This is a genomic window from Sphingomonas sp. (assembly GCF_003248515.1).
In the GTDB taxonomy this organism is placed as follows: Bacteria; Pseudomonadota; Alphaproteobacteria; order Sphingomonadales; family Sphingomonadaceae; genus Sphingomonas_I.
In genome coordinates, this window is the sequence record NZ_QFOB01000004.1 from 42,612 (window position 1) to 69,170 (window position 26,559).

A 26,559-nucleotide genomic window follows, 5' to 3' on the forward strand; every position below is an offset into this window, starting at 1 on the left:
TCCCGACCACGATCTCGACAGGCCCGATCCCCGCTCGAAGCGAACAAGGGATATCATCTGTCCCGGCTCAGCGCCCCATCCAGCCGCCATCCACCGTCAGGATATGCCCCTGCACATAATCGGAGGCCGGCGCGGAAAGGAACACCGCCGCTCCGCCCAGATCGGAGGCAGCCCCCCAGCGTCCGGCCGGGATGCGCTCCAGGATCTGGCGGTTGCGAGTCTCGTCGTTGCGCAGCGCCTCGGTATTGTTCGTCTCGATATAGCCCGGCGCGATGCCGTTCACCGTAATGCCCTTGGCGGCCCATTCGTTGGCGAGCAGCTTGGTGAGCCCCGCCACGCCCGATTTGGACGAGGTGTAGCTTGGCACGCGGATGCCACCCTGGAAGCTCAGCAGGGAGGCGATGTTGACGATCTTGCCATAGCCCTGCGCGATCATGTGCCGCCCCGCCGCCTGGCAGAGGAAGAAGACGGATTTCAGGTTGGTATCCATCACGGCATCCCAATCGGCCTCGGTGAAATCCACCGAATCCGCGCGGCGGATGATGCCGGCATTGTTGATGAGGATGTGGAGGCCGCCCAGCTTCTCCTTCGCTTCATCCACCACGCGCTGGACGGGCTCGATCGAGGAAAGGTCGGCAGAGACGATCTCGGCCTTGCGCCCCAGGGCGCGCGCCTTCTCCACCGTCTCCTCGGCCGGCGTGCGGCCGACGGCGGCGATGTCCGCGCCGGCTTCCGCCAGCGCCAGCGCGATCGCCTGGCCGATGCCGGTATTGGCGCCGGTGACGATCGCCACCTTGCCGGAGAGATCGAAGATATTCGCCATGGCTAGGCCGCCCTTTGCTGGATCTGGCATTGTCGACGAGGATCGCGTCGAAAAGGTTGGGAAGGCCCCCGCTCCTCACGCGGGGGAGCGGAAGGCCCGGATGCCCGCGTCTGTCGCGGCCGGCCGGAAACGGCGCACGGCCCTTCCCGGTCACAGCGTCGCCCTCCACTCCGTCCCGCCGGGGCGAGATGGAGCGGGGCGACCGATCGGATCAGGCGGGCTCCGCCTGCTTCGCGCTCACGCTCTCGGCCGAGAGGCTCTTCAGATAGGCGCTGATCGCCTCGTCCTGCGAATTGGCGTAGAAATATTCGGCGAACTTCTCGCCCGCAATCGCGGCGCGCAGGAGATCCTGATCCACCGTCTTCAACACGGTGAGCATGTCCTTGCACGATGCATCCTTCAGGTCCTTCAGGATGCCGCGATTCTTGCGCATGATCTCGGCGCGCTCCTTCGGATAGCCAAGGCCACGCTCGCCATCGAACAGCTTGCGGTACACATCCTGGAGATTCAGCTCCGCCGCCCAGCCGAAGCCCTTGGCATAGGGCATGGAGATGGCGTTGCCGTCATTGATCTGGCCGAACAGGAAGGCATCTGTCGGATCGATCACGAGGCCGCAGAACACGCCCGGCATCGAATTGCAGGCGAGCATCGCGCCCATGCCCGTGCCGCAGCCGGTGACGACGAAATCCGCCGCCTTGGAATTGAGCAGGATGGCGGCCAGCAGACCGTTCATCACATAGGTGAGCGAGGCGGAATCCTCGGCGGAATACATGCCGTAGTTGAAGACCTGATGGCCCAGCGGCTCGGCAACCGATGTCAGGGCCTGATGGATGATGCCATTCTTGGCGGCCTGGCTGTTCTCGGTGATCAGCGCGATCTTCATGATACTCGTTCCTCTAATGTGTCGGGCGGCGCGTCCGGCCAGTGAGTCTCGCCTCCATGGTGCGAGAATGATCGACTATCGCGAACCGCCGAGTAACCGGTGTCACCAGCCAGTTCAAGAGGCGGCCCGGAGCGACTCGGCCGGTTGCGGCGTGTCGATGCGATAGGCCCTTCTGACGAGGCCGCTGGTGAGCTCGTGGGCAAGCTCGACGGCCTCCCAATCCTCGATCCGGTGCTCCGCGACAAGCCTTGCCAGGAAAGAGCAGTCGATCCGGCGCGCCACGTCATGTCGCGCAGGAATCGAAAGAAAAGCGCGCGTATCGTCGTTGAAGCCGACGCTATTGTAGAAGCCAGCCGTCTCGGTGGTCGTTTCGCGGAAGCGGCGCATGCCCTCGGGCGAATCGTGGAACCACCAGGATGGGCCAAGCTTCAGGCAGGGATAATGGCCGGCCAGCGGCGCCAGCTCGCGTGAATAGACGCTCTCGTCCAGCGTGAAGAGGATGATCGAAAGCTGGGTGTTCGTGCCGAAACGATCCAGCAGCGGCTTCAGCGCGCGAACATATTCGGTGCGGCTGGGAATGTCGGCACCCTTGTCGCGGCCGTGACTGTCGAACAGGCCGGCATTGTGATTGCGGAAGGCGCCGGGATGGATCTGCATGACCATCCCGTCCTCGACGGACATCGCCGCCATCTCGGTGAGCATCTGCGCGCGGAACAGTTCGGCATCCTCGGCCGTCCACTCGCCCTTCGTTACCTTCATGAACAGCGCCTCTGCCTCGGCGGCCGAGAGATTGGCCGTCAGCGCGGTCGGATGGCCATGATCGGTAGCGGTGGCGCCCGCCGCGCGGAAATCGGCTCGGCGCTTGCGGTGCGCGGCGAGATACCCCTTCCAGCCATAGACATCCTCGCCCGTCACCTCCGCGAAGGTCGCCATCGAGGCGCCGAAATTCTCATGTTCCACATCGATCACGGCATCGGGACGATAGGTTGTGACGACGCGGCCGCCCCAACCGGAGCGATGAATGCGATGATGCGCGGAAAGATCATCCTGCGGCCCTTCCGTGGTCGCGAGGAAATCGATGCGGAAGCGATCGAAGAGCGCGCGGGGCTTGAAGGCGCCGCTCGCCAGCTTCTCGTTGATCCCGTCGAAATAGAGATCGGAGGTGGCCCCCTCCAGCGCCACGTCGAAGCCGAACACCTCGCCGAACACATGATCCAGCCACATGCGCGAGGGCGTGCCGCGGAACAGATGATAATGGCTCGCGAACAGGCGCCAGGCCGCGCGCTTGTCCGTCGCGGGCACGCCGCCACGATGCGGTATGCCCAGATCGTCGAGCGCGATGCCCTGGCTGAAGAGCATGCGATAGACATAGTGGTCCGGCGCCAGCAGCAGCGATTGCGCGTCCGTCCAATTCTCGTTTTCGGAAAACCAGGTGGGATCAGTATGCCCGTGCGGGCTCACGATCGGCAGGCGGGCCACCTCGGCATAGAGGCTGCGCGCGATGCCGCGCATCGTGGGATCGCTCGGAAAAAGACGGTCCGGATTGAGCTCCAGTCGCCGTGGCATCGTCATCCTCCCTGGCCCGAAAACATGGCGGCGTGCTGGTAACCGGTGTCAGATTTCGACGCAACTTTTGTCGTACCAATCGCCGCCCGATGCCGCCGGATCAGCGGCTGGCGCCGAGGAAATCGGGGTGGCGCCGTCCGCCGATCGCCTCACTGATCCGGCCGGAGGGCCGCCGCCTTCATCATCGCATGCCGGATGCTCGATTTCTGGGCGTTGACCTTCATATTCTCCGGCGCCGCATAGAGCGCGCGCAGATACAGGAGATCGAAATCCGTCATCTGCCCCAGCGCACGGCCCCCTTCCCCAAACAGATTGAGGATCGACTGGGATGGCGGCGTCGATCCGAGCGGAGGACGGGCGAGCACCAGCATGGCGATATAGTCGCCCAGCTGCCGCATGCTCAGCCCCTGCAACTTTGTCGAGTCGAGGAGCACCACCATCGATGTGGTGATGGCGCGCGCCGGAGTGCCGATCCGCGATTGCGGGACATTGCCGCTGACGACGCCATTTTCCAGGTTGAGCCTGGGATCCGCGAACCCCGCCGCCTTGGCGATGCCCTTCACGCCGGTCTCGGTCGTCGTGATCCAGCGGGCTGCCGCCGGCGCTTCCACGAACCGCTTCAGCTTCGCCCGGCCATCCGCCCTCAGCGTGATCGGATAGCGCTCCGCCAGCGCGCGGGCGACGCGCTCCGGGCCGGATGTGAAGATGACGAAGATCGAAGGATCGCATCCCTCGCGATCCAGTCGCAGGCCAACGCCCTGGACCGCAGCACCGATCCTGGAATTCACATATTCCGCCTGCGCCGCCTCCAGCCCGACGATGCCGGGGCAGATCGAGCCCTCCCATCGCGGGATTTGCCGCTCGCCGGATATATCGGCCACGTCATCGATGAAGGAATCGATGATCGTCTGTGTCCTGGCATTGACGACGATCTCGCCGGGCGCGGACTTGGGGGCCGCCGGCCCGGCTGCCACCTGGGCGAAGGCTGGCGCGGCGTTCTGGAACGCCCAGAGCGCCCATGTGGCGAATAGAGCTGTTTTCAGGCCCACGCGCGTTTTCTGGAACAAACACGTCTCCCTCGCAAGCTGCGGGACGGCATCACCAGCGGCACGGGCGCGATCCGCCGGACCGAAAACGCCGTTCCCGCAGCGCGGCTATTCGCGCGGGGCGGCCACCGATCCGCGCCGGACGAGCGTGGACAGGAAGAGCGAGGGCTCCTCCACGGCCGTGGGATCGTCGTCCAGCGCGGTAATCAGCTTGAGAGCCGCCGAGCGCCCCATCGAGACGCTCGGCCAGCGCACCGTCGTCAACGGCGGCCAGACGTGCGCGGCGACGGGCGTGTCGTCGAAGCCGATCAGCGACAGATCGTCGGGTATTTCCAGCCCGCGCTGCCGGGCCGCGTGCATCACGCCCGCCGCCATCGTATCGCTGGAGGAGAAGATGGCGGTCGGCCGGGGCGTCAGTTCCAGCAGTCGCTCGGCAGCGACGAGCCCCGATTCGAACGTATAGTCGCCATCGGCGATCAGGCTGCGCTGGAGCGGAATGCCCGCCTCGCGCAGCGCCTCCTCGAAGCCGGCGCGCCTCTCCTTGGCGGAACGGAAGCCATGCGGCCCGGCGACCAGCCCGATCCGGCGATGCCCCTGTTCGATCAGGAAGGCGACGGCACCGCGCACAGCCTCGCGATCGTTCGAGGCGACCATGCGCGCTTCCTCGTCCAGCAGGGCCGATCCCATGCGGACGTAACGGCAGCCTATCTCGTCGCAGAGCTTCGCGATCGAATCATTCTCGCTGATCGGCGGCATCAGCAGCACACCGAACAGGCGCTGCCGCTCCAGAAAGTGGCGCAGGTCGTCCATCATGCTCTGCGCGCCGCGATTCAGCGGGCGGACGACCAGTTCGAATTCCGTCCCCTGCAACGCCTCCAGCATGCCGCGCTGGACGTTCATCACCGTCTGCGCATTCGGATTGTCGTGGACGAGGCCGATCAGATAATTCCGCCGCAGCGCGAGCGCGCGGGCCTGCGGATTGGGAATATAGCCGATTTCCGCGATCACCTTTTCCACGCGCTGGCGCGTGTCGCCGTTCAAAAGCGGCGAATTGTTGATGACCCGGCTGACCGTCTTCTTCGAAACACCCGCGATACGGGCAACGTCATTGATCGTCGGCTGTCCCGTTTTCTGCATGGAATGCGCCATATCGTGGTAACCACTGTGCCGCCAGCCAGCCTTGCGGATATAGTCGCATAGTCTTAGTTGACACCGGTTCCCGCAAGCTCCGACTGAAAGGCCTGAAAAGCGTGCCCGAAGCGATCCGGACCCATCCGGCAGACGATGTCGCGACGATGCTGGCAGATGTGGCGGCCGGCGAGACCGTCATGCTGGAAGGCACCGCCTTCACCGCGCTCCAGCCGATCGGCCGCGGCCACAAGATGGCGCTGCACGCGATCGCCGAGGGCGAGGCCATCCACAAGTTCGGCTCCCCGATCGGGCATGCCACCAGCGCGATCGCGCCGGGCGAGCATGTCCATTCGCACAATCTGCACACCTCGCTCAGCGGCACGCTGGATTACCGGTTCGAAGCCGGCGCCCCGCCCCCGCCGGAGCCGAGCGGCACGCGCGGTTTCCTCGGCTATCGCCGCGCCGATGGCCGCGTCGGCACGCGCAACGAAATCTGGATCCTGCCCACGGTCGGCTGCGTCGCCCGCACCGCGCAGCGCATCGCGGAAAAGTCGGCGGCGCTTGCGGAAGGCAAGGTGGATGGCGTCCACGCCTTCACCCATCCCTTCGGCTGCTCGCAGTTGGGCGACGATCTTGCCGGCACGCGCCATGTCCTCGCCAGCCTCGCCTGCCATCCCAATGCAGGCGGCGTGCTGATCGTGGGGCTCGGCTGCGAGGAAAACCAGATCAGCCAGTTGCTTGCCGACATTCCGGAGGAGCGCCGCGCGCTGATCCGCACCGTCACCTCGCAATTCGCCGAGGATGAAACGGCCGACGGCATCGCCGCGGTCGCCGAACTGATCGGGATCGCGGCACAGGCCAGGCGGGAACCGGTAGGGCTCGACGCGCTGGTGTTGGGCGTGAAATGCGGCGGATCGGATGGGCTTTCGGGCCTGACCGCCAATCCGCTGGTCGGCCGGATGAGCGATCGCGTTGCGGATGCGGGCGGCAGCGTGATCCTGACCGAGATTCCAGAAATCTTCGGCGCGGAACATCTGCTGATGCAGCGCGCGATCGGCGCGGAGCAGTTCGATCGCATCGGCGAACTGGTCAATCGCTTCAAGCAGGGCTTCATCGATGCGGGCGAGCCCGTCTCCGAAAATCCCTCCCCCGGCAATGTCGCGGGCGGCATCACCACGCTCGAGGAAAAATCGCTCGGCGCGGTGCAGAAGGGCGGCCACGCCAGCGTCGTCGACGTGATCGATTATGGCGCGCGGATCAGCCGCCACGGCCTGACGTTGCTCGAGGCCCCCGGCAACGATGCCGTTTCTTCCACCGCACTGGCGGCGGCGGGCGCCACCGTCATCCTCTTCACCACCGGGCGCGGCACCCCGCTGGGCTTTCCCGTCCCCACCGTGAAGGTCGCCTCGAACAGCGCGCTCGCCGCGCGCAAGCCCGGCTGGATCGATTTCAACGCGGGTGCGGTGCTGGAAGAAGGTTTTCCCCCGGTCGAGGAAAAGATGCTCGATCATATCCGCGAGATCGCGTCCGGCGCCGAAACCAGGGCCGAACGCAATGGCGAGCGCGAAATCGCCATTTGGAAGCGAGGCGTTACCCTTTGAATCGTCTTCATGCCGGCCGTCTGGCCGATCTGCCCGCCGCTGTTGCGGCTCCCCGCCACCTCCTGCCGGGCAAGACCGGCATCGTCCATTTCGGCCCCGGCGCCTTTCACCGCGCGCATCAGGCGGCCTACATCGATACGGTGCTGAATCATGATCCGCGCTGGGGCATCGCCGCCGTCTCGCTGCGCACGCGCGGCACGATCGCCGCGCTGGAGGAGCAGGGCGGCGCCTATACGATCGGCATCCGCGATGCGGAGCCGGGCTGGCGCGTGATCGCCGCGCACAATCGCTTCCTGGCGGCGGACGACGCCGCGGAAACGGCGGCCCTGCTCGCCTCCGCCGATGTCGGCCTCGTCACGACGACCGTGACCGAGAAAGGCTATTGCCTCGCCGCCGATGGCACGCTCGATGCCGGCCACCCCGATATCGTTCACGATCTCGCAGGACCCGCCGTCCCCCGCAGCGTGATCGGCTGGATCGTCTCGGGCCTCGCCGCGCGCAAAGCGGCGGGCGTGCCGCCATTCGTGCCGATGCCGTGCGACAATCTCGCCAACAATGGCGCAAAGCTCCACGCCGCGCTCGCCGCCTTCGCCCGCCTCACCGATGCCGAACTCGCCCGCTGGATAGAGGGTGAGGTGCGAGTGCCCGCCACGATGGTGGATTCGATCACGCCCGCATCGGACGCCGCCTTCCTCGACATGACGGCAGCCGCGCTCGGCATGCGCGACGATGCCGCCGTCCAGCGCGAAAGCTTCGTCCAGTGGGTGATCGAGGATATCGGCCGCCCGCTCGGCCCCGATCTGGGCGGGTCTGGCGCCACGATCACCAGCGATGTCGCCGGCTATGAAAATGCCAAGCTGCGGCTGCTCAACGGCCCGCATTCCACGCTCGCTTATGCGGGCCTGCTGCGGGGCCATGCCAGCGTGGCGGAGGCGATGGGCGATGCGGCGCTGGCCTCCTTCGTGGAGGCGATGATGCGGGAGGAGATCGCCCCCGTGCTGCGCCAGGTGCCCGGCCTCGATCTGGGTGACTATGTCGGCGCGGTCCTCGCCCGCTTCCGCAATCCGGCGATCATCCACCGGCTGGAGCAGATCGCGATGGATGGCTCGCAGAAGCTTCCCTATCGCCTCGTCGATACGCTGGCGGAAGCGCGCCGGCGCGGCCTGCTGCCCGCGCGGATCTGTGCCGCGCTCGGCTGCTGGATCGCCTTCGCCATGCGGCGCGCGCGCGCCGGCACCACGATCGTCGATCCGCTCGGCTCCGTCATCGCCGACGCAGCGGCGGAAGGCGATGGCGCCACGGTACTGGGCAGGCTTCTGGCGGAAGGCATGCTTTTGCCGCCGGATCTCGCCGCCGACGCGCCCGTCGCCGCCGCGATCTCGATCGCCGCCGACGCGGCCTTCGCAGGGGATTGGGGCGCTATCCACCTCGCCGGATGAGCAGCGCATCACGCCGCCGGCTTGTCAATGACACCGGTTTCCTATAGTCGCTCTCATCCTGAAATAATACGGAAGGGGAGCGGAGTTGCCGTCCGAAAACGTCGATCGGAATCTCGATCAGATTGCCCAGTCCTTCGTCGGCGCGCGCAAGGCGCGCACGGCGCTCCTCACCTATCCCGGCGATATTCCGGGCGATATTTCCGCCGCTTATGCCGCCCAGGATCGGGCGATCACTCTGTATGGCGGCTCGATCGGCGGCTGGAAGGTCGGCCGCATCAATCCGCCGGTCGAGGGCTATGATCGGCTCACCGGCCCGATCTTCAGCGATACGATCTTCGACGAGACGGCCGATCCCGTCGCCATGCCGGTATTCGCGGATGGTTTCGCGGCGGCGGAGGCGGAATTCCTGCTCCGCATCGGCACCGCGCCCGATCCCGCCAAGGCAAGCTATACGATCGCGGAAGCCGCCGATCTGCTGGATGCCGTCCATGTCGGCATCGAGATCGCCAGTTCGCCTTTCGTGGGCATCAATGGCAACGGCCCCTTCGTCACCATCTCCGATTTCGGCAATAATAACGGCCTGGTCATCGGCGCGGCCATCCCCGACTGGCGCGAGCTGGATCTGAACGCCTGGCTCGTCGAACTCGACATCAATGGCGCGCCGATCGGCAGCAAGACGGCCGCCTCTATGCTCGACGGGCCGATCGGTGCCGCCCGCTTCCTGTTCGAGATCATGGCGAAGCGCGGGATCGCGCTCCAGCCGGGCCAGTGGATTTCCAGCGGCGCGGTCACCGGCGTCCATCCCGTCGCGGTGGGCGACAGCGTGGATGTCCGGTTTGACGGCCGGCTCGCGACACGCTGCATCATCACCGCGCTATAAGAAAATCAGGAGAGGGACCGATGGCCACTGAAGCACCGCCGGAGGTCATCGCGGCCGCCGAGCGGGTGGGAAAATATCGCTGGGTGATCTGCGGGCTGCTCTTCGCGGCCACGGCGATCAACTATGTCGATCGCCAGATGATCGGCCTGCTGAAGCCGACCATCTCGGCCGAGTTGGGCTGGTCGGAAACCACCTATGCCGATGTCGTCTTCTGGTTTCAGGCGGCCTATTCGATCGGCTATCTCAGCTTCGGCAAGATCGTGGACATGGTGGGCGCGCGCATCGGCTATTCGATCGCCTTCATCATCTGGACGGCCGGGCACACCTTGTGTGGCTTCGTCGGCAATGCCTTTCAATTCTCGCTCGCGCGGGCGCTGCTCGGACTGGGGGAATCCGGCAATTTCCCGTCCGGCATCAAGGCCGTCACCGAATGGTTTCCCGCCCGCGAGCGCGCGCTGGCGACGGGCACGTTCAATGCCGGCGCCAATGTCGGCGCGATCGTCGCTCCCATCGTCGTGCCGCTGCTAACCATCGCCTATGGCTGGCGCATGGCGTTCATCGTGACGGGCGTCGCCAGCCTGCTGTGGCTCGTCGCCTGGATCGCGCTCTATCGCCGCCCCCGCGAGACGAAGGCGCTCAGCGCGGGCGAACTCGCCTATATCGAGAGCGATCCGGCGGATCCCGCGGAAAAGATCGGCTGGCTCAGGCTGCTCGGCTACCGGGAAACCTGGGCCTATGCGCTCGGCAAGTTCCTGATCGATCCGGTCTGGTGGCTCTTTCTGTTCTGGACGCCCGATTTCCTCGGCAAGACCTACCATCTCGATCTGCTGAGCTTCGGGCCGCCGCTCGTCGCCATCTATCTGATCTCCGATCTGGGCAGCGTCGCCGGCGGCTTCGCCTCCTCGCGCATGATGAAGGCCGGGCTCAGCGCGAATGTGGCACGCAAGCTGACGATGCTGGTCTGCGCCTTCCTCGTCATGCCGATCTTCTTCGCCCAATATGCCGGAAATCTCTGGCTTGCCGTGGGCATACTCGGCCTCGCCACGGCGGCGCATCAGGCCTTCTCGGCCAATCTCTACACGATCCCGTCGGACATGTTCCCGCGCGGCGCGGTGGGATCGGTGATCGGGATCGGCGGCATGGTGGGCGGTATCGGCGGCATGCTGATGGCGAAGTTCACCGGCTATATCCTGCAGACGACCGGCAGCTACACGCCGATCTTCGCGGTGGCGGGCAGCGTCTATCTGGCCGCCGTGCTGGTCGTGCATGTGCTTTCGCCGCGCCTGGCCCGCGTCGATCGGATCTGAACGCTGGGGGCCGCGCCTGCCCGTCGGGTAGTGACCATGTCGCCGCGAAGGCGGGAGCCGGGCGATGCGGGCGTCGCGTTTACCGCTCCGGGCCGCTGCTTTCGCGGGCGCGCGGTGGCACCCGAACGGGACATCATCTGAAAACCGGGATGCAGAAAGCCCGGCATCCATCGGAGAGACTGGCCAAGTGACCGATCGTGTTTCGTCGCTGTTCCGCATCGGCATCTTCTCGCTGAGCCTCGCCGGGCTGGCGCATCCCGCGATGGCCGCATCCGGGGCGGCGGCGCCCGATTCCAGCGGCCTCCTCTTCCGCCTTTCCGCCGACAGGGATCTCGTCGCGGATGTCGCCGGCGGAGAGGCGCAGCCCAATTTCCTGAGCGGCGTGACGATCACGCCCGATGGCGCCATCGGTGGCGCGGTCCGCTGGCCGGACGAGGGCTATGTCTCGTGGAAGGCGCCGGGCAACATGGCCGCCCAGCGCGGCACGCTCTCCTTCTTCTGGCGCGCACGCCAGCCGGTGGGCGAAGCGCCCTTCGTGATTTTCCGCACCGGCTTCGCCGATCATTCGAGCTGGGACATGGCCTTCCTGCGGATCGACTGGAATGGCCACGGCTTCGATGCCTTCGTGACGGACGCGAACCTCTCCCGCGTGCGCGTATCGTGGAAGATCCCCACCCCGCCCGCGCCCGAGGCGTGGCACCATATCGCCTTCGCATGGGACGAGACGGTCGGCGTCCGGCTGTTCTGGGATGGAAAGGAGGTCGCCTCGAAGCTCCAGAAGGCCGATCTCGATAGTGGGCTCGACCAGTTTGGCCTCGCCGCGCGCATCATGTCCCCGCATCAGGTGCAGAGCCGCTACAATTTCATGCGCGGCAGCGATTTCGATGAAATCCGCGTTTACGATCACATGCTTCTCCCCGCCGATGTCACGGCGCTGGCGGAGAAGGGCGATCCCGCCCCTGCTCCCTCCCCCACGGACGCCCCCGCCCGCCGGCAGGCCTGGCTGCACCGTTACGGCTGGGACAAGGCTTCCCCGCCCGCCCTGAGCGACGCCGTCACGCGCGTCCGCAAGGTGGAATTTGCGGACGCGAAGGATCTCAAGGAATGGATGTGGAAGGGCGTGGACGGCATCCCCGAGACGACCTGGCCCGACGTCTATAACCGCTCCCGCCTGCCCGGCCGCGACGATTATTTCGAGCTGCCGGACTGGAACGTCTATGTCGAGGGCGGCAAGAGCTATGACCTCACCGTCCCGGCGGACGAGAACTTCAACCGGATCGAGATACGCGGCGCGGCCTATGGCGATCTCGGCTGGTCGGCGGACGGCAAGGGCTATGCGAGCCTCGCGAAACGCCCGCCGGGCGTCGTCCGCTCCGTCACCAATCTATCCGAACGCAAGGGCGGCAGGCTGCGCTTCACCAATGTGATGCAGGAGCAGCCGATCCAGGAAATCTGGGCCTATGACGTAACGAAGGGCACCGAGCCCGAAGGCACGTTCAAGCTCAGCTACAGGATCGATTCCTCGGCCTCGCCGGATCTGGCGATCCTCACCGATCTGAACAGCTTCATCGCGGGCCGTTACGCGCCGGAAGAACGCGGCACCGTCGTCGCCATGCCGGTCGGCGGCGCGCGCGCGGCGGTCGGCGCGGGCGATGCGAGTGCCGCCGGCACCGCCATCCGCCCTAGGGGCCTCTCGCCCATCGTCCACGTGCTGATTCCGGCGGGATTCGGCGAGGCGCCCCCGGCCCGCCCGTTCGCCCGCGCCTGGGCCTATGGCTGGCAGAACATCCATGACGGGCTCGATGGCATCGCCATCGACATTCCCGCGCTGAAGCTCGCGCCCCGCCCGGATGGGCTGATCCCGCTCAACATCAAGGTGAAGGATCCGATCTGGCCCGGTCGCGACATGATCGATCTGTCGGTCTCGGTCCGCCCGAATGAGAAGCGCACCCTCTGGCTGGACCTGCGCGATCGCATCCTCCCGAACGACAGCCTCTATCTGACGATCGCCTCCGCCGCGCCCGATTTCGACGCGCAGGCACTGGACGGCGCCGCGATCCGCCTGGTCTTCAAGGATCGGGCCGCGGCGGTGAGGGAGCATGTCGCCGACCGGCTCCATCAGGTGAAGGACAATTGGGCCTTCCTCGTCGAGGAGCATACCACCTCGAAACGCGCCGGCCTCTATGCACGCGTCTATGCCGACATGACCGATCTTCTCCGCATCGATCCCGACAATGTGGAGGGCCGCGCCTATTGGGCGGACATCAACTACACCCCCGCCAATCTGCCCCCGGTCACCCTGCCCGCCATCCCGGCCGGCGTGCCCGCCTGGGCCGCGCGCCAGCTTCAGGATCTCGCCGCCACCCGCCGCTTCGTCGATTGGTGGATCGATGAGCGTCAGGTCCCCTATGGCGATTTCGGCGGTGGCATTTCCGACGATGATGATCTGACCCAGCAATGGCCGGGTCTCGCGCTGATGGGGGTGCAGCCGGACAAGATCAACGCCTCGCTGCGCGCGCTGACGGAGGCATCCTATCGCAACGCCATGCACACCAACGGCCTCGGCACGATCGAGACGGACGAACTGCACGTCTATGAAGAAGGCCTCAATGCCGATGCCGAGCGGCTCTATCTGAACTGGGGCGAGCCGATCGCGCTGGAACGGCTGATGGCGACCGCGAAGGCGCTGCATCGCGTGGCGCTCGTGAATCCGGCGGGCCACCTCCACTTCGCCAGCAGCTGGTATGGCGGGCGCAGGATCTATCGCGACGATCCCTGGGCGTGGCAGAAGCCTTATGGCTTCCTGATCCTCCACGCGCCCGTTCTGCTCGGCCTCTACAATGGCAATGCCGATGCGCGCGGGCTCGTCACCGGCCTGATGGATGGCTGGATCGCGCATGGCCGGCAGGCGGCCGACGGCACATGGAGCTTCCCGAACGAGATCAACTGGTATTCGGACAAGGAACGCGTGGGCGATGGCGGCGGCGCCACCACGCCGCTCCAGCCCGCCTGGGCGGCGTGGCGCTTCACCGGCGACGCCAGATATCTCCGCCCTTTCTATGGCCGCATCGCGAAGAACGGCGCCGGCGCCCTTGCCGAATTCAACGAGAATGTCTTCGATCTGCTGCCGGAGGGGCCGGCCTGGCGCAGGGCGCTGGCGGGCAAGGCGGGCAGCGATCCCTTCTCCCGTTATGCCGCCTGGGCGCAGACGGGCGATCTCGCCCCGCTCGCGTCGCTCCATGAGGATAGCCTGCGCGACAAGATGCAGCATGAGGCGATGCTGACGACCGGCCACTGGTGGTCCGATCGCGTCGATTCCCCCACCGAGATCCTCCAGCGGGAGCGGCTGGGCGGCGTCGCGCTCCGGCGCGGCCAGATCTGGCCGGGCAACATCGTCAGCTGGCGCTTCGCGGAGGAAGGCGCGGCCGAGAAGGTCGCGATCCTGCTGCCCGGCGGGAAGCCCGATCGCTTCCGGGTGATCGCCTACAACACCATGCCGGGCGAGGTGCGCGCCGAAATGACCGGCTGGAACGTGACCGCCGGCCGCTGGACGATGCAGGCCGCCACCAGCCCGAATGAAGGCAGGACGCTCGTGTCGCAGGGTGCCCCGCGCAGCATCACGCTGGAACGTGGCGCGGACGTGGATGTCGCCTTCGCGCCCTCTACCACCACGGTTCTCGATTTCGCGCTTGAGGAGGCGGGCGATCCGGTCGAGACGCGTCCCGATATCGGCATCGGGACGGACGATATACAGGTGCGCGGCCGCACCGTGCGCGTCACCGTGCACAGCCTCGGCGCGAAGGAGGCTGCGGGCGGCAAGGCCATGCTGGTCGCGGCGGACGGCACGGTGCTCGCAAGCATTCCGGTGCCAACGCTCGCCGCGCCGACGGATCTCACGCCGAAGACCGCCACGCTCAGCCTCGCCTTGCCTGCCGGCGTGAAGGCCGATGGCGTCAGCGTCCGCCTCGCGCTCGATGGCGATGCCCGCGAAGTCACGCTGCGGAACAATCGGGTGCCGCTTCCCCCGGTCGCGCGATGATCGTTTCCCGGCGCACCCTGCTGGCCGGGGCGGCCGCCACATTCGTCGCCGGTGCCGGGGCGGCCGCCACGCCGGACATCGTCGCCATGCTTGATGCCGCCGCCGCCGAGCGCGATCCCGCCAGCGCGCTCGCCCTGCTGTCGCCGCTCGACGCGCGCGGCCTGCCCCCCGGCCTCGCGTTCGATCTCGCGGCCGCCCGCTCGGGCCTTGCGCTCGATGCCGCGCTCGCCGACGTGAAAGGAGCGGCGCGCTATCCGCTCCAGCTGAAGCGGATGCTGGGTGACGATGCCTCGCCCGATGCCGCCCGCACCCGCCTTGAGGCGGAACTGTCGCGCCTGCTGGGCCGCGCCGACCGGCTCTTTCGCCGCCTGGGCGATACGCAAGACGGCATCGGCGCGCGCTACAGCCGGCTCTGGCGGGACGGGCGCTATCTTTATCCTGACAGCGAGCCCGGCAGGGCGCGCGCCGTCGCGGACATGAATGCGACGCTCGGCCGCTTCCGGGCGATGCTGCCGGCGGCCTTCGCGCCGCTGCCGCCCACCTGCCTCAACGTGAGCGTCCGCGCGCTCACGCCGGAGGAGATTGCCGCCGGCAAGGGCGGCTACCGGATCCTGCCGGAAGCGGGCCGGCCCGGCTTCTATGTCGTGGATCTCAAGGAAATAGGCCGCCGTCCATCCTGGACCTTGCCCAGCGCCGTCGCACACGAATTGCTGCCCGGCCACATGATCCAGCTGCCGCTCGCCGAGGCCGCCCGTCCACACCCCCTGCGCCTGCGCTATACGCCTGCTTATGCCGAGGGCTGGGCGATCCATGCGGAGGAACTGGCCGGCCGGCTGGGCACCTTCGCCGATCCGCGCCACGAACTCGGCCATATCCACTGGCTGCTGTTCCGCGTGACTCGCGGCCTCGTCGATCTCGGCATCCGCCAGGGCGGATGGTCCGCCGCCGAGGCCAGGTCCAGGCTGGTCGGCTGGATGGGCGAGCCCGCTTATTTCGCGCTGTTCGATCCCGATCTGGAGCGCACGGCGCGCGATCCGGCCATCCGCACCGCCGAGGCGATGACATGGCTCGCCATCGCGGATCGCAGCCGCGATCTTCGCGGCGCAGCGCTCCGGGGGCTCCACACCGCCCTGCTCGCGAACGGACCGTTGCGCAGCGAAGCCATTGCGAGGATGAAGGCCGCATGATCGAGCGTATCGGCCATATCAACATCAAGACGCCGGCCTTCGAGGAAACCTGCGCCTTTTACGAAGCGCTGTTCGATCTCCGCCGCGTGCCGGCGCTCACGATGGCGGATCAGCGGATCAACGCCTGGCTCGCCACAGCAGACGGCCACGCCGTCATCCACGTCAACACCGCCATAGGCGCCGCGCCGACCGCCGCCAGCCCGGCCCGCCTCGATCATGTCGCCTTCGAATGCCGTGACGTGGCCGCGATGCGCGCGCGCCTCGATGCGCTCGGCGTGCCCCATGTCCATGCCGTCTCGCGCGTGCCGACGCTGGAGCAGATCTTTTTCACCGACCTCAACGGCATCCGGATCGAACTGACCTTCGATACGTCGAAGCCGTCTCCCGGCTAGCTTCGGTCGCTTCGGGCGTCCGAACATGCGGCTTGGGCTTGTCGGGCTTCGGCAAACAGGGCTAAGGCGCCGCGCACCGGCCGGCATCACGCGAGCCAGCCGGCGGCTCTCCCCCCGATCTCCCCTCGCGGGATTTCGATGGGCAGCGGCCGACAGAAAGCGGTTCTTGTTTGTGTGCCGGTTTAGCTCAGCTGGTAGAGCAGCGGTTTTGTAAACCGAAGGTCGCGGGTTCGATCCCTGCAACCGGCACCATAAGATCCTTCACCCGCCCGGGGGGGCGCCGCGCTGGTCCGCGCGGCGCACGAAAGCCGGCGCCACGTTTTGCACGCGGCACCGGCCAGAACTTTCGATGCGACGCCTTCCGAGGCGACGATCACGCCTAGCGGCAGAAGGGCGCCTGCCCCATCACCGATTTGATGCCGCCCACGATCATCGCCTGAAATTCGTTCGCGCCGGGCTCACCATCCTTGCGGAAGGCGTTCGCATCGTGGCCGAGCGTCGTCGCCCACACCTTGCCGCCATCATAATATTGGCACCATGCCACAGGATGGAACGTCCCGTGCCCCGGGCTGCGCCCGACGACCGAGGGGTAGCGGGGGCGCACAAGCTCCGGAGGCAATCTGGCGCCGGGCGCGCCCATCTGCGCCGTCACCGCCTCCGGCGTGCGCGGCATCGAGGCGGCGGGCAGGGATTTCTCGTCCACCGTCGCCAGGAAGCGCACGTTCGACGGGAAGGGCACGAGATTGTACCACTCGTCATGGAAGTGGAAGCGCGGTGGAAGCGCCCTGGTGGATTCGTCCTTCCGGTCGATCACCACCACATCGCCCTCGCGCGCCGGGCCATGATCGTAGAAGTTCGTGCCGCCGATCAGCCCTTCATAATAAGGCCAGTTATACATCGTGCCGAATGCATTGTGGATTGCGACGAAGCCGCCGCCCGCGCGCATATACTGGCGCAGCGCCGTCTTGGCGGTATCGTCCAGAATATCGCGCGAGGTGGAAAGGAAGATTACCGCATTATAGCCGGTCAGGCTCGTCATCTGCGTCACATCTTCGGTATAGTCGGCATCCCAGCCATTCTCGGCGGCGATGCGCAGCATTTCGCGCTGGGCGACATTGTCTTCGCCGAGCGGCGGATTGAGGCCGGGCGGCAGGACCTTGCCCAGATTGGCATGTCGCGAGGCGCCGGTGCGGCTGTAGATCAGGATGCGATATTTGGTCGTCGGGGCGCGCGGCCAATCATGGTAGCAGGCGGGATCGGTTCCCCGGCAGACGCCATAATCCATATAGCCCAGATTCTGGTTCATCGGGCCGCCCGGCATGCGCACCTGCGATTTGGCGAAATCGGTGACCGCCGGGCCGGCGAGCAGCGTGGCCAGCAGCGGCAGGGCGAACTTCTTCCTGATGCGCATTCAGAGTCTCCGTCGAAAAGACCGAGGATTGTTCACGAAAGAGCCGGTGCCGGCTTTTCCGGCTCCGTGTGGCGGACGATCATCGCAAGCGCCACGAACGTCACCGCCATGCCGATCGCCAGGCAATAGAAATAGAAATTCCATCCACCGGCAATGATCGCCGCCCCCACGATCGAGCTTACGATCGCGCCGATCCGGCCGAAGCCAGCGGCAGATCCCACGCCCGTGGATCGCAAGCGCGTGGGATAGACCTGCGCGGCCAGGGCATAGAGGCTCGTCTGCACGGCATTGATGAACGCCCCCTCGATCGCGAGCAGCGCGATCTGAAGCCGGTGATCGCCACCGGGCGGAACCAGGGCGATGATGATCGCCACCAGCACACCTCCAGCCGCCGTCATCATCATGATCGGGCGCGAGCCCAGCCGCGGCGTGAGGACCGCCGCAAGCAGGGCGCCGACGACGCCACCGACATTGAAAGTCGCGACGCTGAGGCTGGCGAGCGACAGCCCGAAGCCCGATTGCGACAGCAAGGTCGGCGCCCAGCTGAACACCACATAGGTCGTCAGCAGGCAGGCGAAGAAGGCGATCCACAAGGCCGAGGTGTCGCGGCAGAATTCGCTCCGGAACAGCGAGCCGATCGACGCGCGCTCGCCCTGGCCCGATCCCGGATCGACCGGATATTGATCGGGTCCGATCTCATGGCCCAGGCGCGCGAGAAGCCGCACCAGCTCGTCACGCCGCGACGGGCGGGTAACCAGATAGCGTGGCGATTCCGGCAGGGCCAGGATCAGCACGGCCGCCACGATGAGCGGCAGGATCCCGCCGATCGCGAACAAGGCGCGCCAGCCGAAGACGGGAAGGATATAGGCCGCGATCATGCCGCCGCCGACGCCGCCGAGCGGGATGCAGACGATGCCGAGCGTGACAGCGAGGCTGCGCTTGCGCCGGGGTGCGAACTCGGCCAGCAGCGTCGCCGCGTTGGGCATGGCCCCGCCAAGGCCGAAACCCGCGATCGTCCGGAAGGCGGCCAGAGCCGTCAGGCTTCCCGCCCATGCGGTACACCCCGTCGCGACGCCGAAAATCAGAACGCTCGCGATCAGCATCGGCCGCCGGCCCACGCGATCGCCCAGCGCACCGCCGACGATCGTACCCAGCACCATGCCGACGAAGCCGAGGGCGAAGACGGGCGCGAACATCTCGCGGGAGACGCTCCATTCCTTGAGGAGCAGCGGCACCGCGAAGCCGAGAACCTGATTGTCGAAACCATCGAGCACGATGGCGAAGGCGACCAGCGCGACAACCAGCTTTTGCCATCCCATCCAGCGGCCATCATCGAGGGCGGCACCGACATCGAACGACCTGGCAGCGGCGGCCACGGAGGCCTCCCTCATCACCTTAGACTCCTTCCATACAGGGGCATATCTGGCCGCAGCCCTCCTGCCGCGGAGCTATATAGGCTCCGCCAACGCGAGCACCTTAGACAAAGGTGGAAAGCTCTTTTACGGGCGATGATCGGTCTTGCGCCGGATCATCACAGCAATCATGACGGCTTTCATGACGTTTGCGGTCGTATTGATCTATATCGTCTTGCTGCTCGGTGTTGCGCACCGGGCCGATAGTAAAGCCGCTCGCCCCGGCGGCAGCCTGAAACGGGGCCTCAGCTACGCTCTTTCGCTTTCGGTGCTGTGCACGTCGTGGACCTATTTCGGCGCCGTCGGCATCGCGATGCGCGATGGATGGCGATACCTGCCGAATTTCCTGGGGCCGATCATCGCGCTCACCCTGCTGGGGCCTGTCTGGTCTAGGATCGCGATCGCCTCGAAACGGGAGAATATCAGCTCCGTCGCGGATTTCCTGGCCTCGCGTTATGGCAAGAGCCGGGTGCTCGGCGCGCTCATCGCAATCGTCGCCACCATCGGCGCGCTGCCCTATATCGCGCTCCAGATCCTGTCGCTCACCAAGGCGACCGCGTTCATCGCGGGGCGGACGGATCCGCCTTTCTTCGTCGCGCCGGCGCTGATCGGGGTGTTCGCGATCCTGGCCATCCTGTTCGGTGCCCGCAGGCCGACACTGACCCAGCATAACCGGGGCCTCTCCCAGATCGTCTCGATCGAAGCCAGCGTGAAGCTGCTGGCGCTCCTGCTGGTCGCCGCCACGGCAATCGGCGCGCTTTCGTCCCGATCGCTGCTCGACACCATCGATCTGGGCAAATTGGGCACGCCGCCGCGCATAGACAGTCAGTTCATCATCGCCACGATGCTGTGCACGGTCACCATGTTCAGCCTCCCGCGCGTATTCCATCTCGGCTTCGTCACCCTGAGCGAGACGAGCGACGTTCGCATCGGACGGCGGCTCTTTCCGCTCTACATGGCGATATGGGCTCTCGCGATCGCGCCGATCGCGGCCGTCGGCCTTACCATCTCGCCCCGCGATGCCGATCTCGTCGTCCTCGCCATCCCGATGCACATGAGCGGCCGGCTCGTCACCGAATTCGCGTTTCTCGGCGGATTTTCGGCGGGTGCCGCGATGGTGATGGTGGAAACGATCGCGCTTTCGGCGATGATTTCGAACGAGCTCATCCTGCCCTGGCTCGCGCGCAAGCGCTGGATCGTCGAGGCGGAAAGCGATGTTTCCAGGCTCATCATCAAGGTTCGCCGGATCGCGATCGTCGCGATTCTGATCCTCTCCTATCTCTTCTTCGTCAGCCTTCGCTCGACCACCGATCTTGCCCATCTCGGCTTCACCTCGCTCACGGCCTCCGCCCAGCTCGTCCCCGCGATCATCGGGGGAATCTTCTGGAGGGGCGGCCATGCGCGCGGCGCCTTCTGGGGAATCATCTGCGGGATGGTGGTGTGGTTCTTCCTCCTCGCCTCCCCCCAGCTGGAACTGGGACGATTCCTGATTTCGGCTTCGCGATCCGACATTTCGGGTGTGTTCGCGATCGGGATCTGCGGCAGCCTCCTGCTGAACACGTTCATCTATATCGTCGTTTCCCTCCGGTCCGAACATCGCCTCGTCGATCGCATCCAGGCCAATGCGTTCGTCGAAAGCCGCATGACCGTTTCGGGCCGGAAGGACGGCGAGCTTTATTGCACGATCGCCGAACTGCGCGCGCTGCTGCAGCGCTTCCTCGGCCCGGTGGATACCGCGCTCGGCCTGCGCGATATCGCCCGCGATCACGGCCGCCTCCTCGCCGACGACGAATCCGTCACGCCCGCCGTGGCGAGAGCGGCCGAGCGCATGCTCGCCGGCGCGATCGGCGCTTCATCCGCGCGCAACGTGATCGCCCTCGCCCTCGCCGGCGCGGAGCGCGACGCATCCGAGGTCGGCCTCGCGCTCGATGAGGCGGCGAACGCGGTGCAGTTCAACCGGGAGATCGTTCACGCGGCACTCAACGGGCTGGATCAGGGCGTCAGCGTCGTCGACGACGGGCTCCGGATCGTGGCATGGAACCCGCGCTATCTGGAGATATTCCATCTCGCCCCCGGCGACATCTATGTCGGAAAGCCGCTGGCGGAGCTTGTCCATATCCTCTCCATCCGGGCGGACGAGGATGCCCGGCAGCGGGGCCGCGCGCTGGCGGAGGAGATGGGTCCGACCGGCCGTCGCGAGCCGCGCATGGCCGAGCTGGAATGGTCCGACGGCACGATTATCAAGGTGGTCGGCCGCCCCTTGAGCGGCGGCGAATATGTGACCAGCTTTTCCGAGGTGACCCAGGTGCGCGCGGCCACGCGCGCGCTCGGTCGCATGAACGAGGAGCTGGAACAGCGGGTGGCGCTGCGAACGCAGGAGCTGACGGACGTGAACGCTGCGCTCGCGGCCGCCAATGCCGTCGCCACCCGTGTCACCAACGCGCAGAATCGCTTCGTGGCCTTCGCCAGCCACGATCTGTTGCAGCCGCTCCATGCCGGGCGCCTCTTCATCGCCACTGCACGCGGATCGCTTCCCAAAAGCTCCCCCACCCGCCCTCTGCTGGAACAGGCCGACATTTCGATCGAGACCGCCGATCGCCTGCTGCGCGCACTCCTCAATCTTTCGCGCATCGAGGTCGGCGGCAATCGGCCGGAGATCGGCCCGGTCGATCTCGGCGGATTGCTGGATGCCCTGCGCGGCGAATATCGGCCGGTGGCCGAACAGAAGGGCATCGAGCTTCACGTCACCCGCACCAACGCATGGGTCACCTCAAATGCGGATCTTCTGAGGTCGGTGCTCCAGAATCTGGTCGGCAATGCCATCCGCTATACGGAGCGGGGCCGCGTGCTGGTTTGCGTGCGGCCTGATGGCGCGGGCCTGCGGATCGAGGTGCGCGATAGCGGGCGCGGCATCGCGGCGGATGCGCAGGCGCTGGTCTTCCGGGAATTCACGCGACTCGACGAAGGCGAAGGCGTGCCCGCCGGCACGGGCCTCGGGCTTGCGATCGTGGAGCGCGTGTGCCGCGCGCTCGATCATCGGCTCGTGCTTCGATCCCGGCCGGGCCAGGGCAGCGTCTTCGCGGTCGCGCTGGGCATCGCCACGCCCGATCGTTCGATCACGCCGGCCATGGCGGCCGCCGGCGAGATTGTCGGCCTGCGGGTGCTGTGCATCGAAGACCAGCCGGATGTCCTGCACGCGCAATCGACGCTGCTGCGGCAATGGGGTGCCCTCGTCAGCGAAGTGCGCGACGTGGAAGGCCTGCGCACGCTGGAGGGGGCATTCGATCTCGTTACCGCCGATTATCATCTCGGCCATCGCGACACCGGGCTGGATCTGCTGCGGGCGCTCGCCCCCCGCGCGACCGTGCGGGCGCTGCTGACCGCAAACGCATCGGACATGCTTCGGGATGAAGCGGCGGCCGAAGGCGTCATGCTGCTGCGCAAGCCGGTTCCGCCGCCCGCGCTGCGATCGCTCCTGATCCATGCCGCGGCCAGACGGCGTGAGGCGCAGACGTCTTCAAACGCCGCCTGAAGCGGGCCGCCGGCCGTGCGGGAGCGATATTTTGCGATGGACGCGGCAGGCGATCGCCCGCGCGGTTCCGATTAGGCCGGCGATCGCATCTCGTCACGCAACAGCACAAGTGCCTGTGTGCGATTGAACACACCCAGCTTGCGGAAGGCCGCCGTCATGTGCGCCTTCACCGTATATTCGGTCACACCCAGTTCGTGGGCGATCTGCTTGTTCAGCATACCGCGCTGAAGGCAGGCCACGATCCGCATCTGCGCCGGCGTCAGCCCGGCGCTCAGCAGGCGAGAGGGGGAGGCGGGCGCCTCGTCCCGCATCGGCGGCGTCCAGATCTCTCCCGCCAGGATCGCGGCGATCCCGTCGACCAGCTCTTCAAGACGCGTCGACTTCGGAATGAAGCCCATCGCCCCGAATTCGAGCGCGGACCTGATCGTCAGCTGATCCTCAAGCGCCGAAACGATCGCGACGGGCACGATCGGAAAGCGCTCGCGCGTCTGCCGCAGTCCACCGAAGCCGCTGCAATCCGGAAGGCGCAGATCCAGGAGAACGAGCGCGATATCGTCCGATCGCGCCAGCACGTCATGCAGTTCCGCGAGCGTTTCCACCTCGTCGATCCGCAGATCGCCGCACACCATCGCGGCCGCCTCGCGAAGCCCGCGCCGAAACAGCGGATGATCGTCGGCGATGATGAGGCGGAGGCCCTGTGGATTCCCGGCGCGCGACGATGCCGTCCAGCCATCGGGAGAGCCTGCGGAATCGAGCCGGCTGGCCTGCGCGCTATCGGTGACGTCCACCTCGGCCCTTCCTCCTCTGGTCGGCCGCGTCTCCGCGCCGCCGACGTCACGATGCGTATCTCGTGATGAAGAACCGGTCAAACCGGTGTGTCGCAATATCGTTTCGAACAGACCTTACACGTTTGTCTAAAGGCGGCGGAATGGCGATGCCGATATGTAACCTCCCAGATACCAATTGAAATAATGTGCGGGCGCAACAGGCGCCACGCCACAAAAAAGGGAGGGGACCCATGCGTCGTTATCGTCGCGCGCTTTTCAGCGCCTGTTCGTTGCTTGCCGGTGTGACCGCAGCACATGCTGCAATTGCACAGACCGTGGCATCATCGGAGGGCGCCGCATCGTCAGGCGCCGTCGATACCGCCCCATCGGGATCACAAAGCGCATCGGGAACGACGGCCAGCCCGTCCCCCGCCACGGAGGAGGGCGCGTCGAGCTTGCAGACCGCGAACGCCCCTCCCACGCCGGAACAGGTTGCCGATATCGTGGTGACGGGCACCGCCATTCGCGGTGTCGCGCCGGTCGGATCGGCCACGGTGAACGTCGGGCGCGCCCAGCTGCTGGAAACCGGCGTGCGTGATGCCGCCGCCATCGTCTCGGCACTGCCGCAGGGCTCCGGCCTCGGCACGACGCTGACGAATTCGGGCGGGCGCGCGGCCGGCGTCAACCTGCGCGGCCTGGGCAATAATGCCACGCTCGTTCTGTTCGATGGCCATCGCGTCGTCCCGCAGGGCGCCGTCACGCAGATCGCCGATCCCAACCAGATCCCCTTCGCGGCGCTGGAACGCGTCGAGGTGGTGACGGATGGCGCCTCGGCCATCTATGGTTCGGATGCCGTGGCCGGCGTGGTCAACTATATCCTGCGCAAGGATTTCAACGGCCTCGAACTGACGTTTCGCGACGAGGCGACCCGCTATAACCGGTGGACGGCCGAAGGCGTCGGCGGCACCTCCTGGGGCAGCGGCGGCATCATGCTCGGCTTCAGCGTAGAGCGCGGCACGAGCTTCCGGCGGGGCGAAGTCGATTATCTTCGTCAGGATCTTCGCTCGTTCGGGGGCAATGACAATCGCTTCATCGGCACCTCCGTCTATGCCGGCGCGACGCCTGCCATCCTTGTCGGAAATGCCGTCTACGGAACGCCCGCCACATCGGGCGCCGTGCCCACCGCCGCGCAGGTCAGGGCACTCGCCGGCAACCCCAGCCTCGCGGATCTGTCCGACTATCAGAATTTCTACGCGGCACGCCGCCGGTACAGCGTGCTTGTCCGGGCGCGCCAGGAAATCGGCGACAATATCGAGATCACCTATACCGGCCTCGGCAACCGGCGCGAAACGCATTCGGACGCATCCGATCAGGGCTTCAACAATATCGCGCTGACCGTCACGTCGGCCAGCCCCTATTACGTCCCCGGCCTGTCGACTACGGGCGCGAACCAGTCGGTCGTCTACAATCTCGCCCTGAACAACCCGAACCTGAAGCTCAGCCAGGACAGCTATTCCAAATCGATGAACCACACGGTCGATGTCCGCGTCGACCTGCCGAGCCAGTTCCGGCTCAGCGCTTACGGCACGTTCGGCGAGGACAAGGATTGCGGCGCCTGTCAGAATCAGGTCAACACAGTCTGGGCCGCGAACATCGCGCAGCTGCAGCCCGGCTTCAACCCGTATCTCCAGGGGCCGCAGGCGCTGGCGAGCCTGCTCACCGAGCGTGTCCGCCAGATTGCGACCTACAAGCTCTGGGATGGTGTCGCCAAGATCGATGGCCCGCTCTTCCACCTGCCCGGCGGCGATGTCCGCATCGCGGCGGGCACCGAATTCACCAAATCCACCTATCACCTGCTCTATTATGCGTCGCTGCGCCTCGATCAGCAGCGCGTCGTAAAGCGTGACGCGAGCAGCGATCGCATGGTGAAATCCGGCTTTGCGGAGCTTTTCGTGCCGATCGTCGGGCCGGACAACAGCCGTCCGTTCGTCCAGAAACTCGATCTCAGCGCGGCGGTCCGCTACGATCATTATTCCGATTTCGGCAACACGACCAATCCGAAGATCGGCGTGACGTGGAAGCCCGATACGTCGCTCACCTTCCGGGGAAGCTGGGGCACGGCATTCCGCGCGCCGACCCTGGTGGAAGGCAATCCCCAGTCGGTGCTGATCTACAACCGGATCTACGTCGCCAACAATGCCGGCGATCCCGCCATCCCGGTCACCAATGCCGCCACCGGCCAGAGCGCCGTGCTGCAGCGGGTGGGCAATTCGCTCGGCCTGGGGCCGGAAAAGGCGCACGTCTGGTCGCTGGGCGGCGATTATGACGTGTCCTTCGTGAAGGGCCTGAAGATCGGGGTCACCTATTACAACGTGGTTTACCGGGATCGGATCGAGGCGCTGCCCAATCCCACGCTCATCCTCAACAGCCCGCAAAACCTCGCGCTCTTCCGGGATTATTTCATCACCGCGCCGCAGCCTTCAACCTGCGTGAACGGCAATGTCTCCACCTATAATCCGCTCTACGCGGCTTATTATGCGGAGCAGGGCGCGAACTTCATCGCGACGACGATCAACGATTGTTCGCTGGTCGGCATCATTCGCGGCGGCACCCGCAATCTGGGCACCGTGAAGCAGGATGGCCTCGATTTCACCGTCAATTACCGCCGCCCGACCAGCTTCGGCCAGATCAACGCCAGCGCCACCTTCTCGAAGGTGCTGCATCTGAAGAAGAGCCTCGTCCAGGGCGGCGACTTCTTCGATGCGCTGGATACCTATGGCTATCAGGTGTCTGCGCGCGGCCGGGGCAATATCGGCTTCTCCTCGGGTGGCTTCACCGCCAACAGCTACGTCAATTACACCGGTTCCTATCTCAACAACGCGACCATTACCGTCAACGGCACCAAGCTGCCGAGCACCACGATCCCCGCGTGGATCACCTATGACGCGCAATTCTCGTATCGCTTTGGCGACGACACGTCATTCTGGGGGCTCAAGGGTGTCCGTTTCGCGCTGGGCATCCAGAATCTCACCAACAACCGGGCTCCGGTGGTGCTGAGCGGAAGCAACGCGTTCGACGCGGCGAACGCCAATCCGTTCGGCCGGATCTGGACATTTGAAGTTTCGAAGAAGTTCTGATCGGAG

At 66.2% G+C, this 26,559-nt stretch carries 17 protein-coding genes and 1 tRNA gene; 10 read left to right on the forward strand and 8 right to left on the reverse strand.

Features of this window, described 5'->3' with window-relative positions; genetic code table 11:
* Window positions 1–67 precede the first annotated feature (67 nt).
* The 5 genes from kduD to DI605_RS07710 all read right to left on the reverse strand — a co-directional run bounded on the left by kduD (window position 68) and on the right by DI605_RS07710 (window position 5,455).
* Window positions 68–823 carry a 2-dehydro-3-deoxy-D-gluconate 5-dehydrogenase KduD gene (gene kduD / locus DI605_RS07690; protein ID WP_293971524.1) on the reverse strand — a complete coding sequence of 252 codons (756 nt, stop codon included), beginning with the start codon at window positions 821–823 and terminating at the stop codon, window positions 68–70.
* A gap of 211 nt (window positions 824–1,034) precedes the next feature.
* A complete protein-coding gene (locus DI605_RS07695; protein WP_293971526.1) occupies window positions 1,035–1,706 on the reverse strand; it encodes an RpiB/LacA/LacB family sugar-phosphate isomerase in 672 nt (223 codons plus the stop codon).
* Between the two features lie 114 nt (window positions 1,707–1,820).
* Window positions 1,821–3,272, reverse strand: coding sequence for a glucuronate isomerase (gene uxaC, locus DI605_RS07700; protein WP_293971527.1), 1,452 nt, complete (start codon window positions 3,270–3,272; stop codon window positions 1,821–1,823).
* Between the two features lie 149 nt (window positions 3,273–3,421).
* Window positions 3,422–4,339 (reverse strand): hypothetical protein, encoded by a 918-nt coding sequence (locus DI605_RS07705; RefSeq protein WP_293971529.1) that lies wholly within the window; start codon window positions 4,337–4,339, stop codon window positions 3,422–3,424.
* Window positions 4,340–4,426: 87 nt separating this feature from the next.
* Window positions 4,427–5,455, reverse strand: a complete 1,029-nt coding sequence (locus DI605_RS07710) for a LacI family DNA-binding transcriptional regulator (RefSeq protein ID WP_293971531.1) — start codon at window positions 5,453–5,455, stop codon at window positions 4,427–4,429.
* Window positions 5,456–5,568: 113 nt separating this feature from the next.
* Between DI605_RS07710 and DI605_RS07715 the strand changes: the two genes are divergently transcribed.
* The 8 genes from DI605_RS07715 to DI605_RS07750 all read left to right on the forward strand — a co-directional run bounded on the left by DI605_RS07715 (window position 5,569) and on the right by DI605_RS07750 (window position 16,546).
* The gene (locus DI605_RS07715) at window positions 5,569–7,050 is read left to right on the forward strand and encodes a UxaA family hydrolase (RefSeq protein WP_293971533.1); all 1,482 of its coding nucleotides are present in this window, start codon (window positions 5,569–5,571) and stop codon (window positions 7,048–7,050) included.
* Complete coding sequence (locus tag DI605_RS07720; RefSeq protein ID WP_293971535.1) at window positions 7,047–8,489, forward strand: mannitol dehydrogenase family protein; 1,443 nt, start codon at window positions 7,047–7,049, stop codon at window positions 8,487–8,489. The genes DI605_RS07715 and DI605_RS07720 overlap by 4 nt, the downstream gene beginning before the upstream one ends.
* Window positions 8,490–8,574: 85 nt before the next feature.
* A complete protein-coding gene (locus DI605_RS07725) occupies window positions 8,575–9,369 on the forward strand; it encodes a 2-keto-4-pentenoate hydratase (protein WP_293971537.1) in 795 nt (264 codons plus the stop codon).
* Between the two features lie 20 nt (window positions 9,370–9,389).
* Window positions 9,390–10,676, forward strand: a complete 1,287-nt coding sequence (locus DI605_RS07730) for an MFS transporter (protein WP_293971539.1) — start codon at window positions 9,390–9,392, stop codon at window positions 10,674–10,676.
* A 262-nt stretch (window positions 10,677–10,938) separates the two neighbouring features.
* The gene (locus DI605_RS07735) at window positions 10,939–14,715 is read left to right on the forward strand and encodes a LamG-like jellyroll fold domain-containing protein (protein WP_293972556.1); all 3,777 of its coding nucleotides are present in this window, start codon (window positions 10,939–10,941) and stop codon (window positions 14,713–14,715) included.
* The gene (locus tag DI605_RS07740; protein ID WP_293971541.1) at window positions 14,712–15,902 is read left to right on the forward strand and encodes a DUF885 family protein; all 1,191 of its coding nucleotides are present in this window, start codon (window positions 14,712–14,714) and stop codon (window positions 15,900–15,902) included. Before DI605_RS07735 ends, DI605_RS07740 begins: the two co-directional genes overlap by 4 nt.
* Complete coding sequence (locus tag DI605_RS07745; RefSeq protein WP_293971543.1) at window positions 15,899–16,294, forward strand: VOC family protein; 396 nt, start codon at window positions 15,899–15,901, stop codon at window positions 16,292–16,294. The genes DI605_RS07740 and DI605_RS07745 overlap by 4 nt, the downstream gene beginning before the upstream one ends.
* A 176-nt stretch (window positions 16,295–16,470) precedes the next feature.
* Window positions 16,471–16,546 (forward strand) — tRNA-Thr (locus DI605_RS07750).
* A 127-nt stretch (window positions 16,547–16,673) separates the two neighbouring features.
* Here the strand turns inward: DI605_RS07750 and DI605_RS07755 are convergent.
* Both DI605_RS07755 and DI605_RS07760 read right to left on the reverse strand, forming a co-directional pair.
* Window positions 16,674–17,705, reverse strand: a complete 1,032-nt coding sequence (locus DI605_RS07755) for a ThuA domain-containing protein (protein ID WP_293971545.1) — start codon at window positions 17,703–17,705, stop codon at window positions 16,674–16,676.
* 32 nt (window positions 17,706–17,737) lie between these two features.
* Window positions 17,738–19,096, reverse strand: coding sequence for an MFS transporter (locus DI605_RS07760; RefSeq protein ID WP_293971547.1), 1,359 nt, complete (start codon window positions 19,094–19,096; stop codon window positions 17,738–17,740).
* A 163-nt stretch (window positions 19,097–19,259) separates the two neighbouring features.
* On the opposite strand from DI605_RS07760, the gene DI605_RS07765 reads away from it, so the two are divergent.
* Window positions 19,260–22,649, forward strand: a complete 3,390-nt coding sequence (locus DI605_RS07765; protein WP_293971550.1) for an ATP-binding protein — start codon at window positions 19,260–19,262, stop codon at window positions 22,647–22,649.
* 71 nt (window positions 22,650–22,720) lie between these two features.
* Here the strand turns inward: DI605_RS07765 and DI605_RS07770 are convergent, their stop codons facing one another.
* Complete coding sequence (locus DI605_RS07770) at window positions 22,721–23,437, reverse strand: response regulator transcription factor (protein ID WP_293971553.1); 717 nt, start codon at window positions 23,435–23,437, stop codon at window positions 22,721–22,723.
* Window positions 23,438–23,871: 434 nt separating this feature from the next.
* Between DI605_RS07770 and DI605_RS07775 the strand changes: the two genes are divergently transcribed.
* Window positions 23,872–26,553 carry a TonB-dependent siderophore receptor gene (locus DI605_RS07775; protein WP_293971556.1) on the forward strand — a complete coding sequence of 894 codons (2,682 nt, stop codon included), beginning with the start codon at window positions 23,872–23,874 and terminating at the stop codon, window positions 26,551–26,553.
* Window positions 26,554–26,559: the final 6 nt, after the last annotated feature.

What these genes read in the sequence shown, in the direction of transcription:
- DI605_RS07760 (WP_293971547.1), bottom strand. Translation starts at nt 19,096, where the DNA reads ATGAGGGAGGCCTCCGTGGCCGCCGCTGCCAGGTCGTTCGATGTCGGT.
- DI605_RS07765 (WP_293971550.1), top strand. Translation starts at nt 19,260, where the DNA reads ATGACGTTTGCGGTCGTATTGATCTATATCGTCTTGCTGCTCGGTGTT.
- DI605_RS07740 (WP_293971541.1), top strand. Translation starts at nt 14,712, where the DNA reads ATGATCGTTTCCCGGCGCACCCTGCTGGCCGGGGCGGCCGCCACATTC.
- uxaC (WP_293971527.1), bottom strand. Translation starts at nt 3,272, where the DNA reads ATGCCACGGCGACTGGAGCTCAATCCGGACCGTCTTTTTCCGAGCGAT.
- kduD (WP_293971524.1), bottom strand. Translation starts at nt 823, where the DNA reads ATGGCGAATATCTTCGATCTCTCCGGCAAGGTGGCGATCGTCACCGGC.
- DI605_RS07745 (WP_293971543.1), top strand. Translation starts at nt 15,899, where the DNA reads ATGATCGAGCGTATCGGCCATATCAACATCAAGACGCCGGCCTTCGAG.
- DI605_RS07755 (WP_293971545.1), bottom strand. Translation starts at nt 17,705, where the DNA reads ATGCGCATCAGGAAGAAGTTCGCCCTGCCGCTGCTGGCCACGCTGCTC.
- DI605_RS07735 (WP_293972556.1), top strand. Translation starts at nt 10,939, where the DNA reads ATGGCCGCATCCGGGGCGGCGGCGCCCGATTCCAGCGGCCTCCTCTTC.
- DI605_RS07695 (WP_293971526.1), bottom strand. Translation starts at nt 1,706, where the DNA reads ATGAAGATCGCGCTGATCACCGAGAACAGCCAGGCCGCCAAGAATGGC.
- DI605_RS07730 (WP_293971539.1), top strand. Translation starts at nt 9,390, where the DNA reads ATGGCCACTGAAGCACCGCCGGAGGTCATCGCGGCCGCCGAGCGGGTG.
- DI605_RS07710 (WP_293971531.1), bottom strand. Translation starts at nt 5,455, where the DNA reads ATGCAGAAAACGGGACAGCCGACGATCAATGACGTTGCCCGTATCGCG.